This window comes from Enterococcus sp. DIV0086 (assembly GCF_050498705.1).
Classification (GTDB): domain Bacteria; phylum Bacillota; class Bacilli; order Lactobacillales; family Enterococcaceae; genus Enterococcus; species Enterococcus faecalis.
In genome coordinates this window covers 2039372-2053165 of the sequence record NZ_JBNIDN010000001.1, presented here as the reverse complement: position 1 = coordinate 2053165, position 13794 = coordinate 2039372, and the positions used below count along the sequence as shown (strand labels likewise).

10 protein-coding genes are annotated in these 13794 nt (G+C 38.1%); 5 read left to right on the top strand and 5 right to left on the bottom strand.

Translation table 11 applies throughout. From position 1 onward, the window contains the following. Window position 1 precedes the first annotated feature (1 nt). The 3 genes from IGI63_RS09870 to IGI63_RS09860 all read right to left on the bottom strand — a co-directional run bounded on the left by IGI63_RS09870 (window position 2) and on the right by IGI63_RS09860 (window position 3182). Entirely contained in the window at window positions 2–1147 is a 1146-nt protein-coding gene (locus IGI63_RS09870; RefSeq protein WP_002368622.1) for a PIN/TRAM domain-containing protein, read from the bottom strand. Between the two features lie 100 nt (window positions 1148–1247). After that, on the bottom strand, window positions 1248–2618 hold the full coding sequence (gene radA / locus IGI63_RS09865) for a DNA repair protein RadA (protein WP_002356050.1): 1371 nt from the start codon (window positions 2616–2618) through the stop codon (window positions 1248–1250). 78 nt (window positions 2619–2696) lie between these two features. Beyond that, window positions 2697–3182, bottom strand: coding sequence for a dUTP diphosphatase (locus tag IGI63_RS09860; RefSeq protein WP_002361472.1), 486 nt, complete (start codon window positions 3180–3182; stop codon window positions 2697–2699). A 319-nt stretch (window positions 3183–3501) separates the two neighbouring features. Between IGI63_RS09860 and proB the strand changes: the two genes are divergently transcribed. Together proB and IGI63_RS09850 are read left to right on the top strand one after the other, a co-directional pair. Further along, window positions 3502–4317 carry a glutamate 5-kinase gene (gene proB / locus IGI63_RS09855; protein WP_002389550.1) on the top strand — a complete coding sequence of 272 codons (816 nt, stop codon included), beginning with the start codon at window positions 3502–3504 and terminating at the stop codon, window positions 4315–4317. Next, a complete protein-coding gene (locus IGI63_RS09850) occupies window positions 4304–5557 on the top strand; it encodes a glutamate-5-semialdehyde dehydrogenase (RefSeq protein ID WP_002385467.1) in 1254 nt (417 codons plus the stop codon). The genes proB and IGI63_RS09850 overlap by 14 nt, the downstream gene beginning before the upstream one ends. Before the next feature lie 91 nt (window positions 5558–5648). On the opposite strand, the gene IGI63_RS09845 is transcribed toward IGI63_RS09850, so the two are convergent. Further along, complete coding sequence (locus tag IGI63_RS09845; protein WP_002385468.1) at window positions 5649–6596, bottom strand: helix-turn-helix transcriptional regulator; 948 nt, start codon at window positions 6594–6596, stop codon at window positions 5649–5651. Between the two features lie 64 nt (window positions 6597–6660). Here IGI63_RS09845 and IGI63_RS09840 point away from each other — a divergent pair, with 64 nt between their 5' ends. The 3 genes from IGI63_RS09840 (at window position 6661) to IGI63_RS09830 (ending at window position 11050) form a co-directional block, all read left to right on the top strand. Beyond that, a complete protein-coding gene (locus tag IGI63_RS09840; protein ID WP_429975739.1) occupies window positions 6661–7128 on the top strand; it encodes a VOC family protein in 468 nt (155 codons plus the stop codon). A gap of 7 nt (window positions 7129–7135) precedes the next feature. Beyond that, window positions 7136–7645 carry a ClbS/DfsB family four-helix bundle protein gene (locus tag IGI63_RS09835; protein ID WP_002364588.1) on the top strand — a complete coding sequence of 170 codons (510 nt, stop codon included), beginning with the start codon at window positions 7136–7138 and terminating at the stop codon, window positions 7643–7645. A 789-nt stretch (window positions 7646–8434) separates the two neighbouring features. Beyond that, window positions 8435–11050 carry a YfhO family protein gene (locus IGI63_RS09830; protein ID WP_002361467.1) on the top strand — a complete coding sequence of 872 codons (2616 nt, stop codon included), beginning with the start codon at window positions 8435–8437 and terminating at the stop codon, window positions 11048–11050. Between the two features lie 36 nt (window positions 11051–11086). Here IGI63_RS09830 and mprF read toward each other — a convergent pair whose 3' ends face one another. Next, the gene (gene mprF, locus IGI63_RS09825) at window positions 11087–13678 is read right to left on the bottom strand and encodes a bifunctional lysylphosphatidylglycerol flippase/synthetase MprF (protein WP_002378676.1); all 2592 of its coding nucleotides are present in this window, start codon (window positions 13676–13678) and stop codon (window positions 11087–11089) included. Window positions 13679–13794: the final 116 nt, after the last annotated feature.

Genomic DNA, 13794 nt, shown 5'->3' with positions numbered 1-13794 from the left:
CTTAATTTTTATCGTTTTTAGGATGGTTATCCTTGCGATCATTAATCCCGCGACCCGCGTGCGCCGGTTTGGCAAAAATCATACGCCCAGCTGCGGTTTGTAAAGCACTTGTGACGACCACTTCGATTTGCTCATTCATGTAATGCTGGCCATCTTCTACCACAACCATTGTGCCATCATCTAAGTAAGCGACCCCTTGTTGACGCTCTGTTCCGGCTTTTACAACCATCACATTCATCGTTTCACCTGGAATCACCACTGGTTTCACAGCATTAGCTAAAGCATTAATGTTTAAAACAGGCACATTTTGAAATTCAGAGACTTTATTTAAGTTGTAGTCATTGGTCACAACCACGCCATCTAATAATTTTGCTAATTTGATTAATTTACTGTCTACTTCAGAGATATCCTCGAAATCTCCGTCATACATCTCAACGGAGATACCTTCTTCTTTTTGTAAAGCATTTAAAATATCTAAGCCACGACGACCTCTCACCCGTTTTAAACTGTCTCCAGAATCAGCAATGTATTGTAATTCATATAAAACAAAGTTAGGGATGAGCAAAACACCTTCTAAAAAGCCTGTTTTAGCGATATCGTAGATTCTGCCATCAATGATGACACTGGTGTCTAAAATTTTGTATTTATGGAAGTTGTCTTCCACTTTACGTTCCAACATTTGTCCTTCGGTGTCTTCCGTATTTGCTTTCTTTTGGCGAGGTGTGAAAACTTTTTTCCACTCCTCAATCCGTGTTGTTCCCATTCGGAAACCTAAGTAACCCAGAATAATCATAACTAGAATTGGTAGTAAACTATTCACGACAGGAATTTGTAAGTTGTACATTGGAATGGAGATAATGACGCCAATTGTTAAACCAATGATGGCACCAATACTTCCAAATAATAAATAGGTTAAACTCATTTCATTTAAAGCTGCTTCGATTTTTTTGACAGCGGAAACAATATACTTTGCTAACCCTAAAGATAAAATAAAGAAAATAATTGCACCGATTAATCCGTTCGTAAAGTTATTGTTTAACCAACTGTTATTGCCTTGCTTAGCCATTTCCCAAGCCATTGGGAAAAGAGAAATTCCTAAACTTGCACCAGCAATGATCATCAGCAACGTGATGATTCGTTTTTGCATATAGCCATCCTCCTCGTTTATTTAATAAAGACGTCTAGTGTTGTGGGGCGTACAAAAATCATACGCCACCAACAACCTAAACGGATTATTTCTACTTTCATTATTTAAAAACTTTTCTTAACGTTTCACCAATTGTTGAAACGCCAATAATTTCAATCCCTTCAGGCGCTTCCCAGCCACCAAGGTTATTTTTAGGGACATAGACTTTTGTAAAGCCTAGTTTTTGCGCTTCACGCACTCGTTGTTCAATACTATTCACGCGGCGAATTTCACCAGTTAAACCAATCTCACCAATGAAACATTCCGAAGATGAGGTTCCTTTTTCTTTATAGCTAGAAGCAATACTGATTGCTAATGCTAAATCAATAGCTGGTTCATTAATTTTGACTCCACCAGCCGCTTTTAGATACGCATCCTGGTTTTGTAATAAAAGGCCTGCCCGTTTTTCTAAAACCGCCATGATTAAAGAAACGCGATTAAAGTCCAACCCGGTGGTCGTTCGCTTGGCATTGCCAAACATCGTTGGAGTAACTAACGCTTGGATTTCCACCAAAATGGGGCGTGAACCTTCCATTGCTACCACAATTGAAGATCCGGTGGCTCCTTCTAAACGTTCTTCTAAAAAGACCTGAGAAGGATTCATAACTTCAACCAATCCATGTGTCTGCATTTCAAAAATACCAATCTCATTCGTTGAGCCAAACCGATTTTTGACAGCCCGTAAGATTCTAAAGGTGTGATGCTTATCTCCTTCAAAATAAAGAACCGTGTCTACCATATGTTCCAACATCCGTGGCCCTGCGATAGACCCTTCCTTCGTTACGTGTCCGACAATAAAAATGGCAATCCCATTCGTTTTTGCCAGTTTCAATAATTCGGCAGTTGTTTCTCGGACTTGACTGACACTACCAGCAACGCTGGTAACATCTGGCTGAGTCATTGTTTGAATCGAGTCAATAATGACATAGTCTGGTTCTAATTTTTCAATGGCTCGTGATATTTCATGCATATCTGTTTCTGCGTATAAGTAAAATGTCTCGTTGACGGTGCCTAGACGCTCCGCTCGTAATTTAATTTGCTCAGCACTTTCTTCACCAGAAACATATAAAACCGTGCCACCTGTGGCTGCTAATTGTTGCGATACTTGTAAGAGCAATGTTGACTTACCTATTCCGGGATCGCCACCGATTAAAACTAACGAACCTGGAACAACGCCACCACCTAAAACCCGATTCAGCTCCACTAATTCAGTTTTTACACGCGGCTCTTTTTTAGGTACGACTTCAGATAGCCGTTGTGGTTGTGTCTTTTTACCAGTCAAACTTACTCTAGCACGACGATCAGAAGTATCTTGAATAACCTCTTCCACCATCGAATTCCATTGTCCACAATTAGGACAGCGGCCGAGATATTTTGGAGACACATACCCACAGCTTTGACATTCAAATTGAACTTTTGCTTTTTTTGCCATGTAGAATCTCCTTATCTGTTGTTTATTTTAACATTTATTAAATGGTTTGAATAACGTTGCCTACTGAAAAAATGGGCTTTATTTTTGTCCAGACGAACCAAAACCGCCCGTTCTTTCTGCCTCGACTTGGTCATCATCCGCTAATAAAAACGGCTTAAAAATCCCTTGGCCAATTCGTTCACCTTTTTCAATGACAACATCTTCATATCCAAAGTTTAAAAATTGGAACATGATATGTCCTTCGTTATTCTCGTTATTATAATAATCACTGTCAATGACTCCGACACCATTCGCTAAAAGTAGGAATCGTTTTAGCGGGTTCGAAGAACGACTTACCAATTCTAAATATTCAGAATCAGGCATATACGCCTTAATTCCTGTTTTAACTAAAATTGGTTTGGGATTTTCTCCAGCTTGTTGTAACTTCCAAAGACTTGGTACAACGACCGTTTCGGCTGCTTGAAAATCATACCCCGCGGCACCTTTTGTTGCTCGTTGTGGGACACTCAAGCCCTCTTCTTGATACTTAGAAATAATCTCAAAACCACGTTGTTTCATATTCATTCTCCCCTACTGTCTAAACTACTCCTATTTTACCATAATCTCTGATACTCTGGTTGTTTTTAGTAAGTTTCTCATTTCTAAAAGCCCAGTTAATCTAGACTACGCAAAAAAGAGGAGAATTTTTGTTTATTTTCCTTCTTTTAGTCTATCATCTTCTCTTAAAATAAACAGACCAAATCCCAAAAAGTCCCAAGATTCCCTCAAAAAGTTCACACTTTCATTAAACTTTCTTTACTATTCATTATTTAGCACTTTCTAGTAGCCGCTGATTTTGTTATAATGAGTGTCAAATTTTACTGTAAAAAGAAACGAGGCACTTATGAGAAACAAACTCCAACAGGCCAAACGAATTGTGATCAAAGTCGGAACCAGTTCTCTGATTTATCCCAATGGCAATATTAACTTAAAAGCAATTGATCAATTAGCCTTTACTTTGAGTGATTTAAGCAACCAAGGCAAAGAAATTATTTTAGTTTCTTCTGGCGCAATTGGTGTCGGACTGAATAAATTAAATCTATCTGTGCGCCCAACGACAATTCCCGAACAACAGGCAGTCGCTGCAGTCGGCCAAGCAGAATTAATGAACATTTATAATCAGCGGTTTTCAACCTATAGCCAACAAATGGCACAAGTTTTATTAACACGTGATGTTATTGAATACCCTGAAAGTCGCAATAATGTTACCAATACTTTTGAACAACTGTTAAAAATGAATATTATTCCTATCGTCAATGAAAATGATACTGTCGCAATTGAAGAATTGGATCACTTAACCAAGTTCGGGGATAACGATCAATTGTCAGCCATTGTCTGCCAAATTGTTCAAGCTGACTTGTTAGTTATGTTATCAGATATTGATGGTTTCTTTTCAGATAACCCTACTGTCAACAAAGAAGCCACGTTATTTTCTGAAATCAATGAAATTAATGAAGACTTGTTCCAATTAGCCGGTGGTAAGGGGAGCCGCTTTGGCACTGGTGGGATGTCTAGTAAATTAAAAGCTGCTGAACGTGTGTTAGCTAATCAACAGGCGATGATTTTAGCAAACGGAAAGCAGCCAAAAATCATTTTTGAAATTTTAGAAGGAAAAGATATCGGTACGTTATTTATTAAAGGAGGGCATGAAAGTGACTGATTTAAAGCAACTAGGGCAACAAGCTAAAGAAGCCTCTTATACGCTAGGCTTGATGGATACTCGTCAAAAAAATACTTTGTTAAACAAAATGGCCGCAGCCATTGAAGCCAATGCGCCCCGCATTTTACAAGCAAACGCATTAGATTTAGAGCAAGCCGCTACCCACGGAATTTCTGAAACAATGCAAGACCGCTTACGTTTAACAGAAGAACGGATCACAGCGATGGCCGAGGGCATACGCCAAGTCGCTACTTTACCCGATCCAATTGGGGAAGTAGATAAAATGTGGCGCAATGAAGCGGGGCTGTTAATTGGGCAACAACGCGTGCCTTTAGGTGTTATTGGAATCATTTATGAATCGCGGCCAAACGTGACAACAGATGCCGCTAGCCTTTGTTTCAAATCAGGAAATGCTGTTATTCTTCGAGGCGGAAAAGAAGCGTTTCACTCCAATCAGATATTGGTGACAATTTTACAAGAAGCGCTAATCCAAGAAGCCGTTTCTCCCCATCTCATTCAATTTGTTGATGATACTTCTAGAGAAACAGCCCAACAACTTATGCGCTTAAATGACTACTTGGATGTCCTCATTCCACGTGGCGGCGCCAACTTAATCAAAACTGTTTTGACAACAGCCACTGTTCCTGTTATTGAAACGGGCACAGGCAATTGTCATATTTACGTGGACAAAGACGCCCAGTTAACAATGGCAACTGAAATTATTGTCAATGCTAAATGTCAACGTCCTTCTGTCTGTAACGCCGCCGAAACGTTATTAATTCATCAAGAGGTGGCTGAAGCCTTTTTACCAACAATTGAAAAAGCCTTGAAGGAGTTTCACGTGGAACTTCGGGCAGATGAACGTGCGTTAGCAATTTTTGAAGAAGCCATTCCAGCGACTGAACAAGATTGGGAAACGGAATTTCTCGACTTTATCTTAGCAGTGAAAGTCGTTGATTCTTTGGACGAAGCCATCCAGCATATTAATCGCTACAATACAAAACATTCTGAAAGTATTATTAGTGATAATTACTTTGCCACACAACAATTTTTACAACAAGTGGATGCAGCCGCTGTTTATGCGAATGCTTCAACTCGTTTCACGGACGGTTTTGAATTTGGATTTGGCGCCGAAATCGGCATTAGTACGCAAAAATTACATGCCCGTGGACCTATGGGCTTAGCAGAGCTTACTTCGACAAAATATGTTATTTATGGAAATGGGCAAGCACGTTCTTAGAAAGAAAAACCCTTGATTTAAAAATCAAGGGTTTTTCTTTCTCCTCTCCAATGTGCATTTTTACACATGAGATTGTTCACAGTTCCACAATCTATTCTTGATATTTTTTTTGAATCCTCATTATACTTTCTACATATGCTTGTTTCACTTGGACTGGCTCTAAAATTGTCACTTCTTCACCAAAGCCCATAAAATAGTTGGCTAAAAATTGTGTTTCTGTTGGATGAATCTGTCCAACTAAAAAACACTGCGTGGGCGTTTCTTCCAACTGAATATTGTCAAAGCGATGTTTATAAAAAAATTCTTTGCCTTTTTCTGTAATGATTGCTTTAAATGGAATCGTACGTGCCGTCGTTTGTTGATGGCGATACGATTCTTTCAGTTCTTCAGTCGTAAAATCCAGTGTTTGGTTTAACTGCTGAATAGCCTCCATAAAATCACAGCGGTAAGTACGCCAAGCCTTTTTAGTCACATCATAGCCTGAACAATACCAATACCCTTCTAAAATAGTTAACCGGGTTGGTAAGATTTTTTTCGTTGTTGCTTCATATCTGGTATAGTTAAACTGAATTACTTGTTGCGCCAAAATACAATGAAACAGCTGCTCTAAATTGCCTGGTGCTTCTACTTGTTCAATTCCTTCGTAATAGACGACCTTACTCATTTGACTGATTTTAAATTGGGTTGGTTCATCTAAAGAATGCAATAATTTTTGCTGAATTTGCTGATAGGAATGACCAAACGGTGACTCTGCGACTAATTTCAGTAATTGTAACGAAAAAAAGATTGCTAACACTTCATTTTCGTTAAAATAAATCGGCGGCAACAACGGTTTGTTTAAAACTCGATAGCCACCATAACGACCATTCTCCACATATAGCGGCACGCCTAAATTTTCCAAAGCTTCAATATCCCGCAAAGCTGTGCTTTTAGAAATCCCAAAAGTTTTCATTAACTGATTTAAATTAAACTGAGGATGGGTTCTCAAGAAAAAAAGTTCCTGATTTAAACGTTCTGATTTTTTCATTTTCCCCTCCATCGGTGTCACTTTTTGACACCTTTTATTGTTATGCTTATCTTATCAATCTTAGGAGGTTCAAACAATGAAAAACACACAATTTGCCCTTTTTATGGTCTTAAACGGACGAGCAACGGAAGCCTTGACGTTTTACCAAGAAGCCTTTACTGGTGATATTCTTTTTAAAATTACTAATCAAGAATTTAAAGAACGCTTAAATCCTTCTTTGACCATTCCCGCTGGCGAAGAACACTGGCTTTCGCACTCGATTTTACAAATGGACACTTTTCAATTACAACTAGCTGATAATCCTTTGTTTGCAGGAATGAATACCACGCCCACAGAACAATTGACCCTCAGCTTAACCGTCGAGAGCCGTCACTCTGCCAAAACAATTTTTGAAAAACTCACGCGCCATCCCGAATCCTGTATTATCCAAGAACCAATTGAAAATGAATTTGCAACATTTTATGCGATTGTGAAAGATCCTTTTGGTTTAGTCACTCAAATTACTCAAGAAAAACAAGCAGATCCTACCAAGAAAGGAAGTTAGCCGAAGAATGCGAACCTATGAATCAAAAGAAGCCTTGATTGAGGCCATTCAAATAGCTTCACAAAAATATTTAGCTGAATTTGCAGAAATTCCTGAAACACTTAAAGATCACCGAATTGAAACAGTAGCTAAAACACCTTCAGAGAACTTAGCCTATCAATTAGGCTGGCTCAACTTGCTGCTTTCTTGGGAAGAACAAGAACAACGTGGTCTGACCGTTCAAACGCCAGCTGAAGGTTATAAATGGAATCAACTGGGTGCTCTCTATCAATCATTTTATCAAACCTATGGACAAATGAGTTTAGAAAGTCAGATGATTGCGTTGCAAGACACCTTAGAAAAATTACTTCATTGGATTGACTCGCTTTCCGAAGACGAATTATTTTTACCTCAACAACGGGCTTGGGCGACCACCAAAGCACAATGGCCTCTTTGGAAATGGATTCACATTAATAGCGTTGCCCCTTTTACTAGTTTCCGAACGCAAATTCGCAAATGGAAAAAAGCGTGTCTTTAAAAAGTTATCCACATTTTTTCAAAAAAAGCTTGACAAGCATTTTTAAATTCTCCACAGAAAACTTTGTGGATGAAATTTCTTGTTTTTTCCAAAAAACTTTTCCACAGTGCTTATTTGTTCGACATTAAATCTTTGTAAATTCTAGAAAAAAGAAGATGAAAACATTGTTTTAATAACGTTTTCATCTTCTTTCAACTTTAGGGATTCCTTTACTTTTAGCAAGCAGGACTTCTGAACTTGCGTCTATTTTTTTTAGCAACTCGAAAACTTATCCTTGTGGATAAACCGAGATAAAAAGCTTTTTTGTGGTTTTCAACAGAGTTATGCACAAAGTTATCCACAGGGTGTTTTCAGCAATTTTTCGGAGAATATTCGTTGTTTGATGTGGTGATTGGAAAATCGACTTCATATAACCGTTTGAGAGTCTTTTAATCCCTCGCTAGAAGCTAGCTTGAGTGTAGAACAATCGCTTCATTTCAACTTAATTTATAACCACAAAACTTGACCTACTTTAAAAACATGTGATACTGGAAGTGCGAATGAAATGAATTGATACACAATAACACCCCATTCAATAGTAAATCCTTCAGTAATTTGTTTATTCGACTCTACGCTCTTTTCTAAACATAGCTGGTGATTTAGCATTTGAATGTCAATCCCTTACTACTAATTCTTCTTCACTCCACCCTTAGAATCCTAATAAAATTTTAAAGTTTTTCTTCTATTGGTACATCAAATAAAGAGTATGATAAACTATAGGTACTTTCGAAAAATCAGGTGAGGTTATTTATGAAAAATAAAAGTAGGCAGTTTTTAAAAAACAACTGGCCTTATATGTTAGCCAGTTTCTTCATTCCATTTTTAATTATGGCAATTATCTATTTGAGTATTGGGATTTATCCAGGAAGTAGTCGCAGTGTTTTAGCCAGCGATGCCTTTTCTCAATTTTCAAATTTTCACGCAAGCTTTAACAATGTTCTTCATGGAAAACAAAGTCTTTTCTATACGTGGAATGCTTCTTTGGGACTAAACTACTTGTCCTTAATTTCCTATTATCTTGGTGGCTTATTTACGCCGCTCGTCTTTTTCTTTAACAATCAAAACATGCCTGATGCGCTCTATTTCCTAACGTTGTTGAAAATTGGGAGTGCTGGCTTGAGTTTTTGGTTCTTGGCAAAACAAACCTTTAAGATTCCTAAATGGTCCCATGTGACTTTAAGTGTGTCTTATGCGCTAATGTCCTTCATTGTGGCCCATTCAGAATTAATTATGTGGCTGGATGCCTTTATTTATCTGCCACTCGTAATTTTAGGAATTCATCGTTTAATGGACCAACGAAAACCGACATTATTGTTTGTCAGTTATTTCTTGCTTTTCATTACAAATTATTATTTTGGCTTTATGATTGGGTTGTTTTCCTTCCTGTACTATTTTGCACGAACGTTTACAGACTGGCAACGATATAAATCTCGAATCGTTGCGTATTTTACTACTTCTCTTTTAGCTGGTGGAGCATCCATGATTATGGTCTTACCTGCTGTCTTAGATTTACGAACCAATGGTGAAACTCTTTCTGAAATTACAACCTTTAAAACAGAAGCGACTGCCTTTTTAGATATTATTATGAAAAATATGATTGGCGTTTACGATACAACCAAATATGGGTCCATTCCTTTTATTTACATTGGGTTGTTGCCTTTGATTTTTTGTCTCTTCTATTTCGTTACGAAAGAAGTTCCATTGAAAAACAAACTACTTTTTGGCAGTTTGTTTGTCCTATTAATTGCTAGCTTTTACATCACGCCCTTAAATTTATTCTGGCACGGTATGCATGCGCCGAACATGTTTCTTTTCCGCTATAGTTTCCTCTTTTCATTCCTAGTTATTTTGCTTGCTGGTTATGGTTGGGAAAAATTTGAAAAGGATGATCTCGGCGTCTTAAGCGGCTTGATTTTGATTCTTTTAGCAATTTTTGCTCTTGCAATGGGCACAAAAGGTGCTACTAGTTATACGTATGTGACTTTAACCTCTTTCGTATTAACGGCAACTTTTTTACTATTATACTTTTTCGGAATTGCTTTTTATCAATTGAAAAAAGCCCCTATGCAATACTTAGTGATTTTGTTATTGCTGCTCGTTTCTGGTGAAGCAATCATTAATACACGGGCGATGGTCACTGGTATTTTAGATGATTGGAACTACGCATCACGCAGCTTGTATTCTGAGCCTTACCCTGACTTAAAAAATCTAGTCGATCAAACAAAAAAAGAAAATGATACCTTTTATCGCTTGGAAAATTTAAATGGTGTTTCGGCCAATGACGGCATTAACTATGGCTACAGTGGCATTAGCATGTTTTCTTCCGTACGGAACCGACATTCTTCAACATACCTAAACGCCTTAGGTTTCCGCTCGCGAGGCACGAATTTAAATATTCGTTACCAAAATAATACCTTGTTAATGGATGCTTTGATGGGCATTAAATACAATATTGCTGAAAACAATCCAATGAAATTCGGCTTTGAGCGACAAGCAGCTGCTGGTAAATATCAGCTTTATCGTAACGAAAATGCTTTGCCGTTAGGATTTTTAGCAGACAAAGAGATTTACAATGTTCGGCAACCTCTCAATGATAATTTAGGTAGTCAAACAAATTTACTAAATGCTTTAGCCAATACCAATGAACGGTATTTTACCTTTTATCAACCAACGATGACGCTTCAAAATAACGTGACAATTACGCAAAATACAGCTGGCGTAACTTTTACGGAGAAACAACATAACGTAGCCAAAGAGATTTCTTATACAGTCAATGTGCCCGCCAATACGCAAGCTTATTTGAGTTTATTCCCAACGGATTTTGCTCAATTGGAAAGTTCCACTGCGACGGTCACCGTGAACGGCTCGAGTCAGCAATCACAAATTGGCATTACTGGCCAATATTATAATTTAGGCTACTATCCAAAAGATACAACTGTTAACTTCAAAGTAAGTTTTTATGGAACCAAAGCAGTAAGTTTTGTTCAGCCGCAAGTAGTTGGCTTAAATACCAATGCATTTGAAAAAGCCATTTCCGCCGTGCAAGAAAAAGGCGTTGATTTAACCACTGGCAAACGCTCTGCTTCAGGTACCTTTACCGCGGACAAAGATCAAGTACTCGTCACTACAATTCCTTATGACAAAGGTTGGCGTGTCAAAATTGATGGCAAAAAAGTTACCCCAAAAGCCTTTAAAGATGCCTTTCTAAGCGTTCCTGTCAGCGCTGGAACCCATACTATTCAGTTCTCTTATTTACCAGAAGGATTGATTCCTGGCATCGTGTTATTCGTTCTATGTACTGGTGGTTTCGTTGCCTACGTAACCTTGATTCCTGCTAGACGAAACCGTAAAAAAGAAGACAAATAAAAAATCACGCGATGGCTAAGTCATCGCGTGATTTTTTTAAATTTCAGTCATTGCTTCTTCCACAAGCGAAACACTTTGATGTCTTCCTTTCGTAATCAACAAGGAAAGTTGCACAAAAGCAAAGAGTACACTGGTCCGCTTAGGATAAGCAAAATAACGTGGTTGCCAACTAGTGACATATTGTTCTTTGCGCTTGCGTGTATCTTGAAACGCATAAATTTGATAACTATACTTGTAAAAAATATTAACAAAGCGTTCTTTTAAGAAAGAGTACTTGCTCTCCCCTACGTTAGCCAACGGCGCCATCCCAATATCAATTAATTGATAGCCCTGCTGTTGATAGGTTTCAATAAAATGAGTGAACAAATATTCTCTAGTAAAAGCAGGTGCTTCTGAACGAATACGTAACAAATCATACGAAATACTTTTGCCTTTTTCCATTTCTTTTCCAGTAATGAAACCGATGACCGTTTGTTTCTGTCTCACCAAGCCCACGCTACTGCATTTCAAGTACTCGGGATCCAACCGTCCACCAATAAAGTAGCGCTCTTTTTGATTCCGTGACCAGTCCGCAGAAACTCGTTCTAACTCTTGATATAAGGCATCACTAATCGTTTCGGGATAAAATTCAAACTGAAAATCCGCTGCTTCCGCTGCTATTTTTTCAGTCACTGTTTCCGTCCAGGCTGTTTGATTCACTGTTGACGGCTCATCAAATTGAATCAAGCCTTCTTCCCCAACTTTCATAAATTCAAAGCCGCAATCGTGAAGATTCATAACATATTCTTCCGAAATACGATAAAAAACTAATTGATAACCTAACAAATCAGCTTGATCCATAAACGCCAGTGTCGCCGCTGTCCATTTCTCTCGTTGCCCAATTGGATCCGCCAAGACAAAGCATTTATTAAACTTCATTTGAAACCCAAAAAGTACTTGATCTTCGCCTTCTTCTTGGTAATAAAAATGACCATAATCCTTTAAATACAAAAATTGACTGCCTTCGTTGCCACCAAATTTTTCCAAAAAGCGTGTCAACCGCGCTTCCTCAAACCCCTCACCTAAAGTAACAGTTGTTTCGGCTAAATATTGATACAAAAAGAATAAACCAATCAAGGAAATACTTAAACCAATCAATCCGTTAAACCAAACATCATCTGACGGAAACAACAAAAAGTGATTGATAACTTGATTGCCACCAGCTGGTCGTGCGGCGTAATAGCCAGCAACCGCATAACCGATAAACAAGCAGCCAAACAAAATACTATCTACCGTTAAAGCGCCCCATGAATAAACAAACTTTTCACGATAAAATTCTTTACGAGCCAAAATAACCGCCAATAAAATAACAGCATAAACAGCAATCAACTGCCACGAAGTCGTTCGTGCCACCGTATTTACAATACAAAATCCTAGTAAAATAATTGTAGGCCAATAAGCTTTTTTCACTTTCATAGAAATGCCTCGAGCTAAACCTAATAACAAGAATCCTACAAATAAATTCAATGTTTGATCTAAAAAATTAAAAGAAAAGGGAAGTAACACTTGGAATAAACGACTGACATTCGACAAATTCGTCACAGTCGATAATAGAACCATCATAATTCCTGCAAAATATAACGCCGCCACCAAAATAAAATGCGCCACTTTTTGTGAAAATAACCGAGGTAAATTATCAAAAAATTGATTAACTTTCATGCCTGCTTGTTGCAAGAACAAAATAACTCCTGTCATAAAAGGCGTCACATAATAAAACAAACGATAATACAACAACCAGACGACCGCTTGTGATCGATCAATCCCTAATTGTGATAAGCCCAAAATCATTAAGACATCAAACGTTCCCATACCACCAGGAACCATAGTTAACATCCCAATCAACGTAGCGATAACAAACATTGGATAAACAGAAACCATCGAAACTGGCACCTGCATCAAACGACCTATCATTAAGAAAGCAAACATCCCACCTAGCCATTGACCTAATGAAGCGCCGAATAAAAGGAGCACCGCTTTTGGAAAAAATGTTTTAAACAATGTTCGCCGTTTTAAATACGTGAAAAACCAGAGCGCTGGCGCAATCAGACTGCCCAATAATAACCAAACCCAATATTCACGAAAAACATTTTGGGTTCGAATAAAAAATAAATCAACAAACGCCACAAAAGATAAAATAGATAACCCTGAAATCAAGAACAGAGCAACTTTTGAGACCGTTGCTACAACCTTGCCCCGCGGTACATCTTTTCCGTAAAAATTAATCCGTAGCGTTGCCCCAACCACGCCGCCAAAACCCGCTAAGTTATTAATGGTATTAGTGACCCAAGCCGAAGTTAACCAATCCATTCGTTTCATTGGTGGCTTACCTTCTTTTTCCAATAATTTAACGACTACATAGTCATAAAGGAGCATCGGAATAACCCCTAATAGTCCTGCCAAGACCATACCAATTAAACGCCCCGTACTTTGTTGTTCCATCGTGGAAAAAATATCCGCCCAGGTCATGCCTTGAGCGATATGTGTCACTTGGTTAGCCACGAAAACTAATACAGAACCAAGAAAAATTAGTTTCAATAATAAACTGTGTTCTTTCAACCACTGCGTTAGTTGGCTAATATTTTTTTTCATCTTATAGCCTCTTTCATATCTCTTTTCTATTCATTTAACTTTCGTTTTATCGATTTTCTTCCATGGTAGCCTATTTGCTGAAAATTTTCCAGCACGGCTAGACATTTTGGCTGAAT